At 61.7% G+C, this 18,212-nt stretch carries 20 protein-coding genes; 8 read left to right on the forward strand and 12 right to left on the reverse strand.

Annotation, left to right across the window (positions count from 1 at the left end; translation table 11 throughout):
• Nucleotides 1-47: 47 nt before the first annotated feature.
• The 3 genes from Q1A07_RS00700 to Q1A07_RS00710 form a co-directional block, all read right to left on the reverse strand.
• Nucleotides 48-1,604 (reverse strand): trimethylamine methyltransferase family protein, encoded by a 1,557-nt coding sequence (locus Q1A07_RS00700; protein WP_299779090.1) that lies wholly within the window; start codon nucleotides 1,602-1,604, stop codon nucleotides 48-50.
• A gap of 115 nt (nucleotides 1,605-1,719) precedes the next feature.
• Nucleotides 1,720-2,418, reverse strand: a complete 699-nt coding sequence (locus Q1A07_RS00705; RefSeq protein WP_299776871.1) for an HAD family hydrolase — start codon at nucleotides 2,416-2,418, stop codon at nucleotides 1,720-1,722.
• The gene (locus tag Q1A07_RS00710) at nucleotides 2,415-2,699 is read right to left on the reverse strand and encodes a DUF3572 domain-containing protein (RefSeq protein ID WP_299779092.1); all 285 of its coding nucleotides are present in this window, start codon (nucleotides 2,697-2,699) and stop codon (nucleotides 2,415-2,417) included. The genes Q1A07_RS00705 and Q1A07_RS00710 overlap by 4 nt, the downstream gene beginning before the upstream one ends.
• 99 nt (nucleotides 2,700-2,798) lie before the next feature.
• Between Q1A07_RS00710 and Q1A07_RS00715 the strand changes: the two genes are divergently transcribed.
• A complete protein-coding gene (locus tag Q1A07_RS00715) occupies nucleotides 2,799-4,202 on the forward strand; it encodes a diguanylate cyclase (protein WP_299776873.1) in 1,404 nt (467 codons plus the stop codon).
• A gap of 24 nt (nucleotides 4,203-4,226) precedes the next feature.
• Here Q1A07_RS00715 and Q1A07_RS00720 read toward each other — a convergent pair whose 3' ends face one another.
• From Q1A07_RS00720 to Q1A07_RS00735, 4 genes are all read right to left on the reverse strand, one after another.
• Complete coding sequence (locus Q1A07_RS00720; protein WP_299776875.1) at nucleotides 4,227-4,730, reverse strand: periplasmic heavy metal sensor; 504 nt, start codon at nucleotides 4,728-4,730, stop codon at nucleotides 4,227-4,229.
• A 3-nt stretch (nucleotides 4,731-4,733) separates the two neighbouring features.
• Nucleotides 4,734-5,105 (reverse strand): hypothetical protein, encoded by a 372-nt coding sequence (locus Q1A07_RS00725; protein ID WP_299776877.1) that lies wholly within the window; start codon nucleotides 5,103-5,105, stop codon nucleotides 4,734-4,736.
• Entirely contained in the window at nucleotides 5,089-5,682 is a 594-nt protein-coding gene (locus tag Q1A07_RS00730; protein ID WP_299776879.1) for an RNA polymerase sigma factor, read from the reverse strand. Before Q1A07_RS00730 ends, Q1A07_RS00725 begins: the two co-directional genes overlap by 17 nt.
• Before the next feature lie 71 nt (nucleotides 5,683-5,753).
• Complete coding sequence (locus Q1A07_RS00735) at nucleotides 5,754-6,218, reverse strand: EF-hand domain-containing protein (RefSeq protein WP_299776881.1); 465 nt, start codon at nucleotides 6,216-6,218, stop codon at nucleotides 5,754-5,756.
• Nucleotides 6,219-6,413: 195 nt separating this feature from the next.
• On the opposite strand from Q1A07_RS00735, the gene Q1A07_RS00740 reads away from it, so the two are divergent.
• Together Q1A07_RS00740 and Q1A07_RS00745 are read left to right on the forward strand one after the other, a co-directional pair.
• On the forward strand, nucleotides 6,414-6,839 hold the full coding sequence (locus Q1A07_RS00740) for a DUF983 domain-containing protein (RefSeq protein WP_299776883.1): 426 nt from the start codon (nucleotides 6,414-6,416) through the stop codon (nucleotides 6,837-6,839).
• A gap of 39 nt (nucleotides 6,840-6,878) precedes the next feature.
• Nucleotides 6,879-7,586 (forward strand): NUDIX hydrolase, encoded by a 708-nt coding sequence (locus tag Q1A07_RS00745; RefSeq protein WP_299776885.1) that lies wholly within the window; start codon nucleotides 6,879-6,881, stop codon nucleotides 7,584-7,586.
• Nucleotides 7,587-7,588: 2 nt separating this feature from the next.
• Here Q1A07_RS00745 and Q1A07_RS00750 read toward each other — a convergent pair whose 3' ends face one another.
• The 4 genes from Q1A07_RS00750 to Q1A07_RS00765 all read right to left on the reverse strand — a co-directional run bounded on the left by Q1A07_RS00750 (nucleotide 7,589) and on the right by Q1A07_RS00765 (nucleotide 11,566).
• Nucleotides 7,589-8,506, reverse strand: coding sequence for a DMT family transporter (locus Q1A07_RS00750; protein ID WP_299776887.1), 918 nt, complete (start codon nucleotides 8,504-8,506; stop codon nucleotides 7,589-7,591).
• A 92-nt stretch (nucleotides 8,507-8,598) separates the two neighbouring features.
• On the reverse strand, nucleotides 8,599-10,071 hold the full coding sequence (locus Q1A07_RS00755) for a carnitine 3-dehydrogenase (protein ID WP_299776889.1): 1,473 nt from the start codon (nucleotides 10,069-10,071) through the stop codon (nucleotides 8,599-8,601).
• Entirely contained in the window at nucleotides 10,068-10,655 is a 588-nt protein-coding gene (locus Q1A07_RS00760) for a lipocalin family protein (RefSeq protein ID WP_299776891.1), read from the reverse strand. Before Q1A07_RS00760 ends, Q1A07_RS00755 begins: the two co-directional genes overlap by 4 nt.
• Entirely contained in the window at nucleotides 10,652-11,566 is a 915-nt protein-coding gene (locus Q1A07_RS00765) for a 3-keto-5-aminohexanoate cleavage protein (RefSeq protein ID WP_299776893.1), read from the reverse strand. Before Q1A07_RS00765 ends, Q1A07_RS00760 begins: the two co-directional genes overlap by 4 nt.
• A gap of 77 nt (nucleotides 11,567-11,643) precedes the next feature.
• Here Q1A07_RS00765 and Q1A07_RS00770 point away from each other — a divergent pair, with 77 nt between their 5' ends.
• Nucleotides 11,644-12,642, forward strand: a complete 999-nt coding sequence (locus Q1A07_RS00770) for a helix-turn-helix domain-containing protein (RefSeq protein ID WP_299776895.1) — start codon at nucleotides 11,644-11,646, stop codon at nucleotides 12,640-12,642.
• On the opposite strand, the gene Q1A07_RS00775 is transcribed toward Q1A07_RS00770, so the two are convergent.
• Nucleotides 12,593-13,636 (reverse strand): aldo/keto reductase, encoded by a 1,044-nt coding sequence (locus tag Q1A07_RS00775; protein ID WP_299776897.1) that lies wholly within the window; start codon nucleotides 13,634-13,636, stop codon nucleotides 12,593-12,595. The two genes, Q1A07_RS00770 and Q1A07_RS00775, sit on opposite strands and share 50 nt — an antisense overlap.
• 138 nt (nucleotides 13,637-13,774) lie before the next feature.
• Here Q1A07_RS00775 and Q1A07_RS00780 point away from each other — a divergent pair, with 138 nt between their 5' ends.
• The 4 genes from Q1A07_RS00780 (at nucleotide 13,775) to metG (ending at nucleotide 18,156) form a co-directional block, all read left to right on the forward strand.
• On the forward strand, nucleotides 13,775-14,389 hold the full coding sequence (locus tag Q1A07_RS00780; protein WP_299776899.1) for a hypothetical protein: 615 nt from the start codon (nucleotides 13,775-13,777) through the stop codon (nucleotides 14,387-14,389).
• A gap of 60 nt (nucleotides 14,390-14,449) precedes the next feature.
• Entirely contained in the window at nucleotides 14,450-15,046 is a 597-nt protein-coding gene (locus Q1A07_RS00785; RefSeq protein ID WP_299776901.1) for a YceI family protein, read from the forward strand.
• Nucleotides 15,047-15,111: 65 nt separating this feature from the next.
• The gene (locus Q1A07_RS00790) at nucleotides 15,112-16,341 is read left to right on the forward strand and encodes an MFS transporter (RefSeq protein ID WP_299779094.1); all 1,230 of its coding nucleotides are present in this window, start codon (nucleotides 15,112-15,114) and stop codon (nucleotides 16,339-16,341) included.
• Nucleotides 16,342-16,434: 93 nt separating this feature from the next.
• Complete coding sequence (gene metG, locus Q1A07_RS00795; RefSeq protein WP_299776903.1) at nucleotides 16,435-18,156, forward strand: methionine--tRNA ligase; 1,722 nt, start codon at nucleotides 16,435-16,437, stop codon at nucleotides 18,154-18,156.
• Nucleotides 18,157-18,212: the final 56 nt, after the last annotated feature.

Consider the following 18,212-nt stretch of genomic DNA (forward strand, 5'->3'; position numbering starts at 1 on the left):
AGAGCCAACATCGCCAATTGTACAGATAATTTCAGGCCAACTGCATGCTAGAAGTCCGTCGGAGCGCCCCCTTCAGCTTTGCGACGGTCAACGAAGTCAGCCAGTTCTTCGCGGATGGCGTCCTCCATGGGTGGGGCCTCAAAACTGCCGATGATCTCCTTGAACATCAGATGCGCGCGCTCCGGAGTCCAGACGGCGCCTGCCACCTCCCAGCCTTCGTAGTTTTTCCAGTCACTCAGAAAGGGTTGATAGAAGGCGGTCGTGTATCTGTCCTGCGTATGCTGGATGCCGAAAAAATGTCCCGCGTTGCCAACAGATTTAATGGCCTCCAGCGCGATCTCATCAGGGCCGGTCGCCGTGATTTGCGGATCCATATAGCGTTGAATTTGCTGCAGGATTTCGCAATCCATGATGAATTTCTCCGGGCTCGCGATCAGCCCCCCCTCTAGCCAACCCGCCGCGTGGTAAACCATGTTCGTGCCCGATTGCACGGCGGCCCAGAGGCTGTTGGAGGTTTCCCACATCGCCTGCCCGTCGGGCACATTGGCGGCGCAGACCCCGCTCGACCGCATCGGCAGGCCATAAAACCGGCACAGCTGCCCAGTCATCTGCGTGGCGCGCATGTATTCCGGGGTGCCGAACGCTGGCGCGCCCGATTTCATATCCACATTCGAGGTAAAGGTCCCGATGGCCACGGGGCAGCCCGGTTTGATGATTTGCGCGAGCACCACCGCACAGAGCGCCTCGGCCAGGGATTGTGCCACGGCCCCGGCCATGGTGACGGGCGCCATGGCACCGGCCAAGGTAAAGGGCGTGACCACCAACCCCTGTCCGCGCCGGGCCATGCGCATCCACCCATCCAGCATCGGAATGTCGTGCTTGAGCGGTGAGGTAGAGTTGATATTCGTGTACATTCTGGGGCTTGCATCGAATTCTTCATGTGACAGACCGCCCGCGATACGCACCATTTCCATCACATCTTCGACACGCTCTTTACCCAGCGAATAGGCGTGCATCACCTTGTCCGTGAGCGTCAGTTTGTCATAGACAACGTCCAGATGACGGATCGATGCGTGTAGATCCACAGGCTCCACCGGATAGCCGCCGGCAAAGTGGATGCAGTTGAAATACTGGGTCAACTTTAGCAGGTTCCGACACATCTCACGCGTGCCAGGCACCTTGGTGCCCCGCTCCATATCCCAATAGTTGGGCGGCGATGAGACGTTGCCAAAGAGCAGGTTGCGCCCACCGACGGTGATCGTGCGGTCGAGATTGCGCGGGGTCAGGGTGAATTCCGACGGCGCCTTGGCGATCCACTCCATCACGAAGTCCCGGCCCATGCGGACATTCTCGCCGTTGATGGTGCACCCTGCCTTGCGCAGGATGTCCAGGGCTTCGTGGTTCAGAAACTCGACGCCGATTTCTTCGAGAATGCGCATGGCACCATCGTGAATGGCCGCGACCCCCTCGGGCGAGAGCGGCTCGGTCGGTGCGTCCGTGTTGACCGGCGGGTTCCACGGCATCTGCTCGATCACGGCGCTTCCGCGGCGTGTCGCGGCACCTGCCCGCCCGCCGCCGCGTGTTCTGCGTTTGGTTGTTGACATGCCCATGCGGTTGCCCTCCTCGCACCTCTGTCTTCATAAAGGGCAGAGGCGCTGGCAGGCAGCCGTCTTGTTCGCGACGGATTCAGTCGTTTTTATGCGCGTTCTCTGACAGCGGTCACGGGTCCTGCGCGGCAATCCAGTCGGGAAGCGCGGAGATATCATCAAAAACCGCATCCGCGAGCGGCGTTAGCACATCGCGCCCGGCAAGCCCGGTCAGCACGCCGACACAGCGCATGCCAGCGGCCCGCCCGGCCTGCAGATCATGGGTGCTGTCGCCGACCATGACAATCTGCTCCACCGGCAAATCGACGGCCTGAGCAAAGGCCAGAAGCTGCCCCGGCGCGGGTTTGCCACCATGGCCGCTGTCAAAGCCAACGATGAAATCGAGAAACTCGGTTACGCCTGCGCGTGCCAGATGTGTCCGGGCAGGCGCTTCGGCATCGTTGGTCGCCACGCCCAGACGCAGACCATTTTGCCGTAAACCGCTGAGGAAGGGGATCAGCGGCACCGCCTCCACCTGCGGCGCCCGCTCGGCCTCCGTGTTCAGGAAATCCAGCAGGCTGGTCATTGAATGCCCCTGCATATGCGGCAACAAGATTTCCGCCACCTCCCCAGGTGTGCCTGCAATAACGACGCTGTCGGGCTGAAATCGTCGTTGCGCGTAGTCAAATCCGATGATCGCGCCCAGGTCCTCCGCGCCTTGCGCATCAGACGTCACGCCCTCGAGAAAGCTGGCCGCCCAGGTCTCCCATGTCGCGGCGAAATCAAAGAGTGTCCCGTCCTTGTCGAAAAGCGCACCGCGCACCGCCGTCATGTCCAGTTGACCTCCTCGCCGCCTGGAAGCACCTGTCGGGCGCGCATCACGCTGTCATAACCTACACCGAGCGTATCGCAGGCCTGAACCACCCAAGTGTCATCCATCATGACGAAATCCATGACCGACACCAGAAACACCGGGTCCGTGGCCCCGGCCCGCAGATCGGATTCCGCAGCCCCCGTTGCCCCCAGAAACACCGGCAGAAGCTCTTCATTCCCCGCCAGCCAGCCCAACAGCCTGATCCCAAAGACTTCGGCGGATTCCCGCGTGTACATGATGGTTTGCCTGCAGATTGCCTCTCATTCGAAACCCTTTGTTAACCAAATTCAGCGCAATGTCGATCATCGGAAATTAACCCTCGAAAGGACGCAGAGCGCGTGCAGGGCAAAATTCTCATCGTGGATGCGATCTCGACAAATCGTATTGTTTTAAAGGTCAAACTCGCCTCTGCCTTCTATGAGGTGATTCAGGCTGCAACGGCCGATGAGGCCTGCGTTGCAGCGTTGCGACACGATCCTGATCTGATCATTTCCGCAATGGCCCTGCCTGATTGCGACGCGGCAGAGCTTTGCAACAGGCTCAAACGCAGCCCCCAGACCCGTGCCATCCCGATGATGGTGGTGGGATGCCGTCCCGACGCAGACACACGGCTCAAGGCGCTTGAGGCCGGTGTTCAGGACGTGATGTTGAAACCCATCGATGACACACTGCTGCTGGCCCGTGTCCGCAGTCTGATCCGCGCCCATAATTCGGCAGCGGAATGGCAGATGCGCGATGATACGTCCCGCGCCCTGGGCTTTGCTGAGGAATCGATGGAATTCGGGCCTCCGGGCCGCGCCGTGCTGGTCGGGTCGGACGCCGCTACGGCCCACAACTGGATGACCCTGCTCCGCCCGCATCTGCGCACCAGCCTGGATTTCAGCACGCCCGAGACCGCCTTGCGGGATCTCTCACCGGGCAAGGTGCCGGACGTCTTCATCCTGACCCTGGCGGAGGACGACAACAATACCAGCGATGTCCTGCGCCTGCTGGCTGCAATCCGCGCCACGGCAATCACCCGCCATTCAGGGATCCTGGTACTGCAGTCACGTCCCGATCCCGGATTGGGGGCCTATGCGCTCGATCTGGGGGCCGACGATTTGATGACCGACGGCTTCGACGTGGCCGAGCTGACCCTGCGGGTTAAGGCGATGCTGCGCCGCAAGCGGATTGCCGACCAGTTGCGCGCCACCGTGCGCACCGGCCTGCAGGCGGCTGTGTCCGACCCGCTCACCGGGCTGCACAATCGGCGTTATGCGATGCCACATCTGGCCCGCGTGGCGGAACACTCTGCTGCAACGGGACGCAGCTTTGCCGTGATGGTGGCTGATCTGGATCATTTCAAACGGATCAACGACCTTTACGGCCATGCTTCGGGCGATGCGGTGCTCGTTGAAACCGCCCGTCGGTTGCGCGACAATCTGCGCGGCGTCGACCTGATCGCCCGGATCGGTGGTGAAGAATTCCTGATCGTGATGCCCGCGACCCCGCTGTCAGAAGCGCGTGCCGCGGCAAGCCGACTGTGCCGCAAGATCGGCGGGCGTGGGTTCACCGTGCCCGGCGCGGACGAACCGATCAAGGTCACCGTCTCCATCGGCGTCACCATCGGCGGCATGCGAGCCAAACATGAAGCCAAAGAGCAGCAGGACGCCAACATGCTGCTCGACGCAGCGGACAAGGCGCTCTATGCGGCCAAGCTGCAGGGCCGCAATCAGGTCAACCTCAATCGGCCCGCAGCCTGAGCAATTTCAATACTTTATACCGTTTTATTGATGTGGTTTCCGCGACTTCAGGCCGCGCCGCAGAACCTCTTCGATCTCTTCGGCATAGGCCGCGCGCTCTGCATCGCTCATATTCGCGACAACTTCCAGCCACGCGTCCTGGGCAACCTGCTGCACTCTGATCGCGGTTTGCGCCTGACGGGTCACAACATCGGACAAGGCCTGTGCATCAAAGGGAGAGGCGCGCAACGTTGCCAGCGTTTCGAGATAGAGCGCGCGCCGCGCCGTACGGTCCGGCAGATCGCCCTTCTTTCCCGCACGGACCGCCTGGATCACGGACCGGCGTTCCTCCCGTGGCAAGGCAATCATGTAAGGTAATCCATACGCCCCGAACCCGGCAGAACGCGGGCCGCCTCTTTTTTCATCACCGTGCCGCAACGCAGTGCCGGCGATCAGCCCTACGACAGCAAGGTTCAGCGCCAGGGACAGCCCAAGGATTACCTTGATCCGGCGCGATATCCGCGGTCGTTTCGGGGGGGTGTCCTGCATGGCTCAGTCTCCGTCCAGATCCCAGCCGAAGCTGGTCAGTTCCGCGGTCGTACTCATGACCTCCGCACTCTCGTATCCCAGAATCAATGCGCCTGCATCGGGCAAGGTCTCGGGCGGGCTCCACCCGATCCACACGCCTGCCGTGGCAGCCGCCACCAGCCCCCCCATGCCCTGCCAGCCCCCGAGGAGATCAGCAACCCATGCCCGCAGCCCCGGGCGCACCACATCGTGTCGGTCTTGAGTCGGTTGCAGGACATCCGCATCCGCCAGCACCTGTGCCATCAGCGCCTCTGTCACCTCCGGCGGATGGGCTCGGGCAGCGTCAAACAAGGCGTCCAGCGCCTCCGTTTCCGCGTCATTATCCTGCTTTTTCATCTTCATATCCCAATTCTGCACGCCGTCCGGCCAAGAGGTCGATCAGCGCGCGTTTGCCCCGCGCCGTCAGGCTTTCCACCGCGCGCGGACCGATCTCCATCACCTGCGCAATCTCGGGGTTCGACAGCCCCTCGATATGACGCAGCACCACCGCCTGCCGTTGCCGCGCCGGCAGCTGATCCAGCGCACCCTGAAGCGCATCATGGCGCGCCCTGTTCTGTATCTGCTCCACCGCGCCGGGTTTCGGATCCTCCGGTTCGGCGATCTCGTCGAGGCCAACACCGCGCCGCTTGCGCAACCGGTCTGTGCAGAGGTTGGCCGTGACGCGGTAGAGCCACGTCGTCACCTGCGCTTCACCCTGCCGCCAGTCCGGAGCCATCCGCCACAACCGCACCATCGCCTCCTGTGCCACGTCCTCCGCTTCGGCCCCGTCACCAAGCAGGCGCAGGGCATGCCCAAAGACACGCGGCAGGAGCCGCGCCGTCAACGTGCGGGCCGCCGTGGGATCGCCGTTGGCATAGAGCACCAAAAGCGCATCATCCGTCGCAGAAGCTGGGTCGTCCGGCGGCATATCCATTCCGAGCATCGATAAGTGGCTGCGGACGTGCAATCAAGTCACGCCGCAGCCCATTGCCTTGATCTGAGACGTTACTCGGCGGGCGCGCGTCCCTTGCGGTGCCCTTTCATATTGGCCCGCGCCGCATCGAATTCTGCCTCCGAAATGGTGCCGTTACCATCTGTGTCGACCCGGTCGAACCGGCGCTCTGCCCGCTCTGCGCGGTCTGGCTTCTGCATCTCTTCAGCGGAAAGCTTGCCGTCCGCATTCGTATCCAGCCGTTCGATCATTCGGCTGGCAAAGGCACGGGCACGTTCTGCCCCCGCTGCTTCGAGCTCTTCCTGGGTCAGGAAACCATCGCCGTCGGTGTCGGCGCTTGCCATGCGGGCAGCACCGCGCGCCTGCATCTCTTCCTTGGTGATCTGACCATCGCTGTTGCTATCCAGCGTCTCAAAATCGATCGGGGCGCCATGGTGCCCGCCGCGGGCATAGACAGCCCCACCTGCAACAGCGATGGCAGTGGCCGCGATCAGGCCGATAAATACTGTATTTTTCATCTCGATACTCCAAAAGGTTATGTCCGTTTGCGACCCTCTTTGCGGGGTTGGACAGTCATTTTACGGAGGCGTGTCCATTTCCCGTCGCAAAATTTTTCAGCAGGTCTTCGCGACATCCCGCCGCAGCGACAACGCCGTGTCTTTTATTTGCCGCGTTAAAGGCGCATTAGGAACGGATGTGAAAGGATCCGGTTCATGTCAGACATCTCGCAAGCCCCCTCCAGCCTGTCCTCAAGCAGTGCCGAGGTGCATCAGGAAGAGCGCGACACCAAGCGTGCCATGCTGCGGGGATGGAGCCGTAAATGCCCGAATTGCGGCAGCGGTCCCTTGCTGAAATCCTATCTCAAGGTCAACGACAGCTGTTCGGTGTGCCGCGAGGAATTGCACCACCACCGCGCCGACGATGGGCCCGCATATTTGACGATCCTCTTTGTCGGCCACCTGATGGCGCCGTTGCTGCATCTGGTCTTTGTAAAATGGCGGCCGGAACCAATGACTCTATTTACCATTTTTGCGGTTGGCTGTGTCGGCCTGTCGCTTTACCTTTTGCCACGACTGAAGGGGGCCATTGTCGGCTACCAATGGGCGCGCGGCATGGGTGGGTTTGGCAAATCGCTCTAGCTACACGCGGTGAGCCCCCAGAACCCAAGGGGGCAGCGCATGCCAGAGACACGCACACCGGATAAATCTGCCATACGACATGCGGCGACGGTCATCGTGCTGCGGGATCGTGAAACGCATCCGAAAATCCTGATGGGCCAGCGGGGCGCGCGGGCCGCCTTCATGCCAAACAAATTCGTCTTTCCCGGCGGTGCGGTGGATGTGGGTGACGCAAAGGTTCCGCTGGCGGGCGCACTGCCAGCGCTCTGCGCCACCCGTTTGGCCGAAGATGCCCGCGCCGCGACCCCGCACGCCTTGGCAGTCGCCGCGATTCGTGAACTTTGGGAAGAAACGGGCCTTGTGCTGGGCGCATCCGGCGCGTGGCCCGACAAGGTCCCCGATGACTGGCAAGGCTTTGCAGCGAGAGGGTATCTCCCCTCGGCCGCGGGGATGCAATTCGTTTTTCGTGCACTCACGCCGCCGGGACGACCCCGCCGCTTTGACGCGCGTTTCTTTCTTGTGGATGCCGGAGACATCGCGAATGATCCCGATGATTTTTCCGCCGCCAGCGACGAGCTGTCACATCTGCAATGGGTCAGCCTGCGCGATGCACGCTCCTTCGACATGCCGTTCATCACCGAAGTCGTCCTCTCCGAGATCCAGGCCCGTGCGACGGACAAAGCCCCGCCCGCCAGCATCCCCTTCTTCAAGAACAATGATGAAGAAAGCCTGTTTCTGCGGCTGCGGGGCGTGCCGATGTCCGGGTGACGCTAGAGAAACAGAACCAGCATCAGGATCGACAGGCACAGCACGGCCATACCGCCCAGCTCCCGCAGGCTCGAGCGCTCCTTGAAAAAGAAGACCGACGCGAGCAGGCTCATCACCAGCTCCACCTGGCCCACAGCCTTGACATAGGCGGCGGTCTGCAGCGTGAAGGCCAGAAACCAGCAGAACGACCCTGCCATCGACAGCATCCCCAGCCATCCCGCCACCCGGCGCGCGCCCCAGACAGCCCCGATCTGCGCTGCATCGCACCACGCCAGCCACAGCGCCATGCCGATCATCTGCGACCCGGTCACCGCCGCCAATGTCACGCCCGCGCGCAGCACCGGGTCCGTCGATGCGAGCTCCAGCGACGCGCCACGATAGCACACGGCGGAGACGGCAAAGAGCACGCCGGAGGCGAGGCCCAACCCGATCCCACGGTTCCAGATAGCGCGCCCACCCCAGCCGGTGACATCTGGCGGCGTGGACAGCATCAGGACACCAACCAACCCCAGACCAATCGCCCCGAACGCAGCCCAGCTCACGCCCTCGCGCAACAGGACCAGTCCCACCACGACGGACAGGATGACTTCGGTTTTCATCAGCGTCACGCCAACAGCGAAATTGCGCAGCTTAAAAAGGCTGACAACGCAGACGGTTGCAACAACCTGCGCCAGACCGCCGCTCAAGGCATAGGCCCAGAAACGCGCGTCCAGAGAGGGCAGCATCTGCCCGGTGACCTGCAGGTAGACCACCAACAGCAGTGACACCAAGGGGGCGGAGTAGAAAAACCGCGCGAAGGTCGCACCGGTCGGGGAGAGTGTCGCTGTGACGAGCACCTTTTGCAGCATGAAGCGCAGGGTCTGAAAGGCTGCAGCGGCGAAGGCCACGAGAATCCAAAGATGAGGGGAGGCAAAGCTCATGCCTCCTCTTGCCCCATAAAGACAGGAAAAACCAGCGACTTACGAAGCGCGCGCGCACCATCCGGTGCCTGCGGCCCAAACCTGTGGGGTTGCTACCGCGGCGCGCCCACCGCGCGACCTGCCCCCGCGGGGCGCGGCAGGTGCTGTTGTGCCTCGGCAAAGCGACGCAGTGCCGCGTCGATCTCCGCACTTGGCTCGGCCGGGCGGCGCGTCTCGAGGCTCACGTGCAGCAGGAAGTGTTCCCCCGTGGCCAGCAAACGACCCCCCTCCACCATCTCGTGCCACAGGTGCATCTTCTTGCCACCGCCCGCCAGCACACGCGTATGGACCTCGATCACAGCGCCCGCATGCACCTCGTCGAGGTGCCGGATATGTGTCTCTGCGGTGAAATAGCTACCACCCGAGGCAATGTAGGCCGCGTCACAGCCGATCAACTCCATGAACCGGTCGGTGGCATCCCCGAAAGCCTGCAGGTATTTTGCCTCGTTCATGTGACCGTTGTAGTCGGTCCAGTCGAGCGGCACCGCGCGGCGGATCGTCAAAATCGGGGCCGCCGGATCATCGACATCCGCGGCGCGCTGTCCCAGCGCCGTATCCTGCCGCAGCTGGCGTTCCTGCGCCTGCAACAAGGCGCCCGCCCCCCAATCCTGTGCCTTCAGCGCCCGCATCATGGCCACGAGATTATTGTCCCGAATGCGTTCCAGATCGCGGATCGAGTGGTGCCCTGATTGCGCGTCCGACTGGCCTGCGATCAGATCGACCAATTCGTCGGTGAACTCCGGCACATCCATCAGCTTGGTCCACGGCCATTTCAGCGCGGGGCCGAATTGCGCCATGAAGTGTTTCATCCCCGCCTCGCCCCCGGCCACGCGGTAGGTCTCGAAAAGCCCCATCTGTGCCCAGCGGATGCCGAACCCATAGCGGATCGCGTCGTCGATTTCCTCCGTGGTGGCGATGCCGTCCTTGACCAGCCACAGCGCCTCGCGCCAGACGGCCTCCAGAAACCGGTCCGCCACATGGGCGTCGATTTCCTTTTTCAGATGCAGCGGATGCATGCCGATCCTGGTCAGCATGCTCTTGGCCGCCCCCAGCAGGCCCGGATCTGTGGCATCGGTGGTCACGACCTCGACCAAGGGCAACAAATAAACGGGATTGAACGGGTGGCAGACCATGATCTGCCCCGGCCGCAGCGCCGTCGCCTGCAACTTCGATGGCTTGAACCCGGAGGTCGACGAGCCGATCACCGCACCGGGATCGCAGGTCGCCTGTATCGCGGCAAAGGTCTGGTGTTTGACCTCGAGCCGTTCCGGCACGCTTTCCTGTATCCACTCTGCGCCCGCTACGGCGCTTTCGATCGTGTCGTGAAAGGACAGCGCGCCTTCGGCGGGCAGCGCCATGTCCAGCAGCCCCGGCAGCGACCGCCGGGCGTTGCCCAACACCGCGCCGATCTTGCGCTGCGCCTCGGCGTCGGGGTCGTAGACCTGCACGTCCCAGCCGTTCAACAAAAAGCGCGCGGCCCAGCCACCGCCGATCACGCCCCCCCCAATGATCGCCGCTGTTGTCATTTGATCCCCTCCTGCAACCGACTGACGTCGTAGCCGTTGAACGCCATGATCTCGCGCGCCGCAGCAAATCTGTCAGCGCGCAGCCCGTGCGACCTGTTGAGAATCCAGCCCATTTCACCCGAGGGTGTGCCGATCACTGCTGTTTGCGCGTCCTCATCCATCCACATCACCCAGAGGGCGCGTGCGGATACGTCCAGATCAGCGCTTTGCGCCTGCAAGACCCCACGCGGGTTCACCGCCAAGGGCACATCAAGAGCCGCAGCACCAACACCGCAGAACACCGCAAGCCGAGGTGCCGTATGAGCCGTTTCCGCTTGCCAGCGCTGATCGAGGCAGGCCGGGAAAAAATCTGTGGGATAGGCTGCGGCAACGTACCAGACGCCGTCGAAATTCTGCGGCGTGAAACGGGTTGTGGCCGTGATCGGCACGGATTGATCGCGAAATCCTGGGTCCGGCGGCGGCGCACAGGCGGTGATCAGGGCCGCGCCAGCGCAAAGCATCCCCAGCCATATCCTGTGCCGCACATCAGCGAAAAGACGCGAAGCCAATGCGATGAATTTCCTGGAAATGGAGGCATCGTTCATGAGTGCGGTGCCCGTTTGACCAGCCCCAGCTTCTCCCGCACCTCGGCGGCACCAATGACCCGCGCACCCATGTTCTCGATGATCGTGCCTGCGCGTTCGACCAACTGCCAGTTCTCCGCCAGCACGCCCTTGTCGAGCCAGAGATTGTCCTCCAGCCCGACCCGCACATGCCCCCCCGCCAGCACCGCTGCGGCGACATAAGCCATCTGGTTGCGCCCCAGCGAAAAGGCCGAGAAGGTCCAATCCTGTGGCACATTATTGACCATCGCCATAAAGGTATTGAGATCATTGGGCGCACCCCAGGGCACCCCCATGCAGAGCTGCACCAGCGCGGGCGCCTCCAGCACGCCCTCTGCCACCAGCTGCTTTGCGTACCACAGATGGCCGGTGTCAAAGGCCTCGATCTCAGGCTTCACGCCCAATTCCGTCATCATGCGGCCCATTGCGGCCAACATGCCGGGCGTGTTTGTCATCACGTAATCGGCTTCGGCGAAATTCATCGTGCCGCAATCGAGCGTGCATATCTCCGGCAGGCACTCAGCCACATGCGCCACACGCGCCGCAGCGCCGATCATATCGGTCCCCTCCTGCTTCAGCGGCAGCGGGTTTTCGGTATCACCAAACACCATGTCGCCCCCCATCCCCGCCGTCAGGTTCAGCACAATATCCACGTCAGCGTCGCGAATGCGGTCTGTAACCTCCCGGTAGTATTCAAGTTTCCGGCTCGGCGCGCCGGTTTCCGGGTCGCGTACGTGACAGTGCACCACCGCCGCCCCGGCCTTGGCGGCTGCAATCGCACTGGTGGCGATTTCCTTGGGCGACCGCGGCACATGCGGGCTGCGATCCTGCGTGCTGCCAGAGCCGGTTACGGCACAGGTGATGAAAACCTCGTTGTTCATGGTCAGCGGCATCCGGAATCTCCCTTGTCTCTGCGGCCAGCATGACCGAGAAACAACCGCAATACTTGCTGTAATGCGAAGTGAATTTGATGAAATCCGTACATCTCATGCGGACAACCGTGCTGGTGCTGGAGGAAACCAACACCTTGACCTTCGCCGCCGCGGTCGACCCGATGCGCGCGGCGAACCGGCATGCGCATCGCCCGGTTTTCACCTGGCAGTTCGCAACACCGACGAACCGCGATGTGGCGCTGACCAGCGGGTTGGTTGTCCCCGCCGCCCCCCTAAACCGCGCGTCACCCTGCGACCTGCTGATCGTTGTTGCTGGCTTCGATCCGGACGCCAAGGCCACGCCTGCCTTATGTGCCAGCCTGCGCCGCCTCGCGGCAACCGCCCGCATCGTGGCGGGCATTGATGGTGGGCCCTGGGTCATGGCACGCGCCGGTTTGCTGGACGGATACAAAGCCACCACCCATTGGGAAGATCTTCAGGAATTTACCCAGCAGTTTCCCGACGTGATCACCCTCGACGCCCGTTTCGTGGAGAGCGGCCCGCGGATGACCAGCGGCGGTGCCGCACCGGCCATTGAAATGATGCTGCACCTGATCGCGGTGCAGAACGGTGCTGCACTGGCCGACCGCGTGGCAGGCAGCTTTATCTACGACATCAGTTCGACACCGGCGCGACCGCAAGGACGGCAGCAGCTTGGGATGCATCATTCGCCGGTGACCGCGCGGGCGCATGACATCATGCAGGCGCACCTGGAGGACCCCGTCGCGATTGCCTCCATTGCGCAACAACTCGGGCTGAGCGTCAGGGCGCTGCAATTGCAGTTTCGCACGCGTCTGGACCGGACCCCACAGGCGCATTACCTCGGGCTGCGCCTAGCGGAAGCGGACAGATTGGTGACACAGACGGTCCTGCCCTTGCAGGATGTGGCCCTGCGCACAGGGTTTGGATCACAATCGAGCTTTGCGCGCGCGTACCGGCATCATTTTGAGACATCCGCTCGGCAACGCAGAGCGTCAATGGACAGGATCAATAGGGCATCGGATGCTGACGATGCGCCGCATCGATCTCCTTTATAACCTCATCGCTCAGCGTCAGATCAATGGCGCCCAGACAGGTTTCCAGCTGTTCCATCGTGGTGGAGCCAAAGATGATCGACCCCATGAAAGGCCGGTTTTTGCACCACGCCAGTGCCATCTGGGCCGGATCGAGACCATGACGCTGCGCGATATCGAGATAGGCATCCACGGCGGCAAAGGCCCGTTCGCTCTTGCGTCCACCCAGATCGGCGTTCAGCGACATACGGGATTTCTCCGGCACCGCGCCGTTTTGGTATTTGCCTGTCAACAACCCCGCAGCCAGCGGTGAGAAAGCCAAAAGCGGGACGTCTTCCTGCACACTCATCTCGGCCATGTCAGTGTCATAAAGACGGCAAAGCAGCGAATATTCGTTCTGCACCGACGCGACGCGCGGCCCGCCCATCTCTTCGGCGGCCTCCAACCATTTCGTGGTGCCCCAGGCGCTTTCATTGCTAAGGCCAAAGGCGCGGATGGTGCCACGCTTGACCTCCTCCTGCAGCGCCCCCAGCGCATCCACCATGTGTTCCTGCGTGTCCAGCATCAGCTGGCTGGTGGGATCATAGGACCAGTTCTTGCGGAACATGTAGCTGCCGCGATTGGGCCAATGAAACTGGTAAAGATCGATGTAATCCGTCTTGAGACGGCGCAGCGACCCTTCGATAGCTTCGGGAATTGTCTCCGACGAAATCGGCGCGCCTTCGCGTACGGCGGCCAGCCCTTCCCCGGAATGCTTGGTCGCAAGAACCACATCCTCGCGGCGCATGTCGCGCTCAAACCACAGGCCAATGATGCGCTCCGTCCGGCCGATGGTCTCTGCGCTGACCGGGTTTACCGGGTACATTTCTGCCGTGTCGATGAAATTGATGCCCGCATCAAGCGCCCGGTCGATCTGGTCGTGGGCTTCCTCCGCGCTGTTCTGCGTACCCCAGGTCATGGAGCCCAGACAAAACTCGGAAACCTCGATCTTCGTACGTCCGAGCCTGTTCATTTTCATCGCGGCATCCTCTTTATCGCGTGTCGGGCGTCACACTACCCCGCATCGCCGTGGCTGCAAGCTGATTTACCTGCGGAAACTTCTTTAAAATCACGGAAAATGATTGAGAACAAAAAAAGAACAAAATATAGTTGCGCCATGTCTGTCCCGCATCCTCTTCTAAGTCGGCGGCCTGCACGCAAGGGATCCGCCGTGCCGCTTTTCCCTGCAACCGAATTTCATCTGGCGCAGGCGCGGGTGCATGAAGCCTGTGGCCTGGCCCGGCGCACTCTGGCCCTGTGGGTCGCCGCACAGACCGAAGGACCGGTGATCTGGATTGCCCCTTCCTGGGCGCAGGAACAGCTGCATTGTGCGGGTGTGGCCGACTGGATCGACCCTGCGCGGCTCACCTTCATCCAGCCGCGCCGCCCGGATGATGTGCTTTGGACCATGGAAGAAGTGTTGCGCGCCGGGGTCGTGGCGCTGACGGTCGCGGATCTGCCCGGCCTGCCGGGATTGACGCAGGTGCGGCGCATGCACCTGGCCGCCGAGACCGGGGCCGGTACGGGACACTGCGCGCCGCTGGGTCTGTTGCTGACGCCCGGCATCGGAGGCGCTGCGGGAGTGGAGACCCGCTGGCACCTCTCCCCTGCCCACACCAGAGGTCCCGAGGGATGGAGGCTGGCCCGCATGCGGGCGCGGGCCGCGCCCCAAAAAACATGGGACGTTCACCGCCCGACACGAAAAGCGCCCCCACAGATCAAGACAGCGTGAAAAGACTGGCAAGCGCGCGGAAAAAGCTATCTATATGAAGAGCTTCAAGGAGGCGCTCACATGTCGCTGCAGCTTTCAAGACGCCTGCTGATCACCGCTGGTCTGGCCAGTTGGGCAACGGCCGGGTTGGCGGCCTCGCAACGCTACGAATTGGTGCGGGAACGCTCTCGTGTCGCCTTCATTTTCGCAGTCAGCGGTGCCAGCCAGACCGGCACCGTGCCCATCCGCTCCGCCGATATCCGCGTAGATACGCGCAACCTCGCCCGGTCCAGCGCCGATGTCACCGCCGATATCCGAAGTGCCAGGGCCGGGATGCTCTTCGTGACGCAGGCCCTGCTCAGCCCGTCAGTTCTCGACGCTGAAAACCACCCGATTGTGCGGTACAAATCCACCAGGATCACGCTTGGTCGCGCCGGTCGCATCTCCGACGGGGCAAGGATCGACGGGGAGCTGACATTGCGCGGCGTGACCCGCCCGTTGCAATTGGCAGCCAGCCTGACGCGACCTGCCGGCACCGCGCCGGATGATCTGTCCGTCCTGAACATCCGCTTGACCGGGATGCTGAGCCGCGCCGCTTTCGGGGCAACCGGCTATCCAAAACTGGTCGACGATCCGGTCAATCTCGACATCAGCGCAGAAATCCGGCGCAGCGGCTGAAAACGACGCGCTTTGTCGAATAACCGATAGGGCGCGATGCCTAAGCTGCTATGGCTTTGGTCACTATGCGCCTGCTCATCTCCTTTGCCGCCCTCTTCCTCTCGGTTCTGCTCCTGCAACTTTCCTCTGGCGGTGTTGGCCCACTCGACGCGCTGTCCGGCCTGGCACTGGGGTTTACCAAACAGGACATCGGCCTGCTGGGGTCCGCGCATTTTCTCGGGTTTTTCATAGGGTGCTGGTGGGCGCCGCGCCTCATGGGCAGCGTCGGCCATTCGCGCGCCTTCGCCGCCTTCACCGCCGCAGGGGCCATCGGATTAATGAGCCACATGCTGGTGATCGATCCTTATGCATGGGCGCTGATGCGGGTGGCCTCGGGCATGTGCGTCGCCGGGTGCTACACCGTCATCGAAGCCTGGTTGCAGGCCAAGGTCACCAATGAAACGCGCGGACGCACCATGGGTGTTTATCGGGTGGTTGATATGACCGGGTCGATGGCCGCGCAGATGATCATCGGCGTTTTGGAACCCGCGAGCTACGTCTCCTACAACCTGCTTGCCATTGTGTGCTGTGCCGCGCTGCTGCCGCTGACCCTGACCACCGTCCGCCAGCCCGAAACGCCCGCATCGCCCCGGCTGCGCCCGCGTCTGGCGCACGAACGCTCTCCTCTCGCAGCCGCCGCCGTTCTGGTCGCAGCCCTGTCCAGCGCGTCCTTCCGTATGGTGGGTCCTGTCTATGGGCAGGAAGTCGGCCTGAGCAACGATCAGATCGCCTATTTTCTGACGGCCTTCGTTTTGGGGGGCGCCTTGGGTCAGCTGCCCATTGGTTGGCTTGCGGATAAATTTGATCGACGGCGGGTGCTGATCTGGCTGTCCATTTCTGCCGTTGCCAGTTCGGCCATCACCATTCTTGCCGCCGATCTTGGCACGTTGGGCATCATGCTGACGGCCGGGCTCTTCGGGTTGACGACCTTCCCCATCTATTCCGTCGCCGCCGCACATGCACATGATTTTGCAAATGATGATGAACGTGTCGAACTTTCAGCCGCGTTGATGTTCTATTTCGCCTTGGGCGCAATCGCAGCACCCTATGTGGCCTCCATGCTGATTGACGGGTTTGGTCCCAAAGCTCTCTTCGTGATGATTGCCGCCGGTCACATCCTGCTGGTGGTCTTTGGGCTAACCCGCATGCGCGCGCGCCCGGCGCCATCTGATCGCACGCGATACACCTATGCGCCCCGCACATCCTTCACGGTCGGGCGCCTGATCCGCCGCGCCCGGACCCGGTCTGACGACTGACATTGGCGTATGTGCGACGCGAATTCGCCGTAGCCCTTGCGTGAAACCTGCGTTAGATGAGGCGGACAGGTCAGAATTCACGAGGCTTCCCCCATGGCGCGCCATCTTATCACATCCGCAATCCCGTACATCAACGGGATCAAGCACCTGGGAAATCTGGTGGGCAGCCAACTGCCGGCCGACCTCTTTGCACGCTACCAGCGCGCGCGCGGCAACGAAGTGCTCTTTCTCTGCGCCACGGATGAGCACGGCACCCCGGCGGAGCTTGCGGCAGCCAAGGCGGGAAAGCCTGTCGCGGAGTACTGTGCCGAAATGCACGCGGTTCAGGCTGAAATTGCCCGCGGATTTCGGCTGTCCTTTGATCACTTCGGGCGCTCGTCAAGCCGGCAGAACCATGCATTGACCCAACACTTTGCCGGTCGGCTGGCCGAGGCTGGTCTGATCAGCGAAGTCAGCGAGAAGCAGGTTTATTCTCATGCCGATGCCCGGTTTTTACCCGATCGCTATATCGAAGGTACCTGCCCGAATTGCGGATATGATAAGGCGCGCGGCGATCAATGTGAAAACTGCACCAAACAGCTCGACCCAACCGACCTGATTGACGCACGATCCGCGATTTCCGGATCGACGGATCTGGAAGTGCGCGAAACCAAGCATCTTTATCTTCGCCAATCGGCGCTGAAGGATGAACTCGATGCTTGGATCGAGTCCAAAACCGACTGGCCTGTTCTGACCACCTCCATCGCAAAGAAATGGCTGCATGATGGTGACGGGTTGCGTGACCGGGGGATCACACGTGACCTGGACTGGGGTATTCCGGTTCGCAAGGGCACTGAGGAGTGGCCAGGAATGGAGGGCAAAGTCTTCTATGTCTGGTTTGATGCGCCGATAGAGTACATTGCCTGTGCAGGTGAATGGGCAGAAGCGCATGGGTTGGATGACACCGATTGGCACAGGTGGTGGCGCACCGATAAAGGAGCGGACGATGTTCGCTACACGCAGTTCATGGGCAAGGACAATGTACCCTTCCATACGTTGAGCTTTCCCGCGACCCTGATCGGATCGGGCGAGCCATGGAAGATGGTGGACCACCTGAAATCCTTCAACTACCTGAATTACGATGGTGGTCAGTTTTCCACGTCTCAAGGCCGTGGTATTTTCATGGATCAGGCGCTGGAATTGCTACCCGCCGATTATTGGCGGTGGTGGTTGCTTAGCCATGCGCCTGAAAGCAGCGATTCCGAATTTACCTGGGAGAACTTTCAAGGTTCAGTGAACAAGGACCTCGCGGATGTTCTGGGCAACTTCGTCAGCCGGATTACCAAATTCTGCCGGTCCAAGTTTGGTGAATTCGTTCCTGGCGGAAGCCCATATGGTCCGACCGAAGACGCCTTGATTGCCGATCTTTCCGTCCGAATTGAGCGCTATGCAACGCAGATGGACGCAATGGAAGTGCGCAAATCTGCTCAGGAATTGCGTGCCATCTGGGTCTGCGGCAACGAATACCTGCAAAGCGTCGCACCCTGGACAACCTATAAAACTGATCCGGATACGGCAGCGATGCAAACCCGTCTTGGTTTGAATCTCGCCCATCTCTTTGCAGTTTTATCAGCGCCGTTCCTGCCCGATGCCAGCACAAAAATCCTGGGGAGCCTGAAGATCAAGGAAGCCATCTGGCCAAGGGACCAATCGGTATTCCTGTCACAGCTTACGAAAGGACACGCCTTCGAAGTGCCAGACGTGTTGTTCGCAAAAGTTACCGATGAGCAATGCGAGGAGTGGAAGGCACGATTTTCAGGCGTTCGAGAAAACTGAACAACCGCCATGCAAAAAATATGCATTGGCAAACGCCGCTTGCCCGGTCCTCGAGG

Origin of the sequence: uncultured Roseobacter sp., from assembly GCF_947492555.1 — a bacterium.
GTDB lineage: Bacteria > Pseudomonadota > Alphaproteobacteria > Rhodobacterales > Rhodobacteraceae > Roseobacter.

Bases quoted from the DNA above. Each gene is read 5' to 3' on its own strand.
- Q1A07_RS00700 (WP_299779090.1), bottom strand. From the start codon at position 1,604: ATGTCAACAACCAAACGCAGAACACGCGGCGGCGGGCGGGCAGGTGCC.
- Q1A07_RS00705 (WP_299776871.1), bottom strand. From the start codon at position 2,418: ATGACGGCGGTGCGCGGTGCGCTTTTCGACAAGGACGGGACACTCTTT.
- Q1A07_RS00720 (WP_299776875.1), bottom strand. From the start codon at position 4,730: ATGCAGGACACCCCCCCGAAACGACCGCGGATATCGCGCCGGATCAAG.
- Q1A07_RS00725 (WP_299776877.1), bottom strand. From the start codon at position 5,105: ATGAAAAAGCAGGATAATGACGCGGAAACGGAGGCGCTGGACGCCTTG.
- Q1A07_RS00730 (WP_299776879.1), bottom strand. From the start codon at position 5,682: ATGGATATGCCGCCGGACGACCCAGCTTCTGCGACGGATGATGCGCTT.
- Q1A07_RS00735 (WP_299776881.1), bottom strand. From the start codon at position 6,218: ATGAAAAATACAGTATTTATCGGCCTGATCGCGGCCACTGCCATCGCT.
- Q1A07_RS00740 (WP_299776883.1), top strand. From the start codon at position 6,414: ATGTCAGACATCTCGCAAGCCCCCTCCAGCCTGTCCTCAAGCAGTGCC.
- Q1A07_RS00745 (WP_299776885.1), top strand. From the start codon at position 6,879: ATGCCAGAGACACGCACACCGGATAAATCTGCCATACGACATGCGGCG.
- Q1A07_RS00750 (WP_299776887.1), bottom strand. From the start codon at position 8,506: ATGAGCTTTGCCTCCCCTCATCTTTGGATTCTCGTGGCCTTCGCCGCT.
- Q1A07_RS00755 (WP_299776889.1), bottom strand. From the start codon at position 10,071: ATGACAACAGCGGCGATCATTGGGGGGGGCGTGATCGGCGGTGGCTGG.
- Q1A07_RS00760 (WP_299776891.1), bottom strand. From the start codon at position 10,655: ATGAACGATGCCTCCATTTCCAGGAAATTCATCGCATTGGCTTCGCGT.
- Q1A07_RS00765 (WP_299776893.1), bottom strand. From the start codon at position 11,566: ATGCCGCTGACCATGAACAACGAGGTTTTCATCACCTGTGCCGTAACC.
- Q1A07_RS00770 (WP_299776895.1), top strand. From the start codon at position 11,644: ATGAAATCCGTACATCTCATGCGGACAACCGTGCTGGTGCTGGAGGAA.
- Q1A07_RS00775 (WP_299776897.1), bottom strand. From the start codon at position 13,636: ATGAAAATGAACAGGCTCGGACGTACGAAGATCGAGGTTTCCGAGTTT.
- Q1A07_RS00780 (WP_299776899.1), top strand. From the start codon at position 13,775: ATGTCTGTCCCGCATCCTCTTCTAAGTCGGCGGCCTGCACGCAAGGGA.
- Q1A07_RS00785 (WP_299776901.1), top strand. From the start codon at position 14,450: ATGTCGCTGCAGCTTTCAAGACGCCTGCTGATCACCGCTGGTCTGGCC.
- Q1A07_RS00790 (WP_299779094.1), top strand. From the start codon at position 15,112: ATGCGCCTGCTCATCTCCTTTGCCGCCCTCTTCCTCTCGGTTCTGCTC.
- metG (WP_299776903.1), top strand. From the start codon at position 16,435: ATGGCGCGCCATCTTATCACATCCGCAATCCCGTACATCAACGGGATC.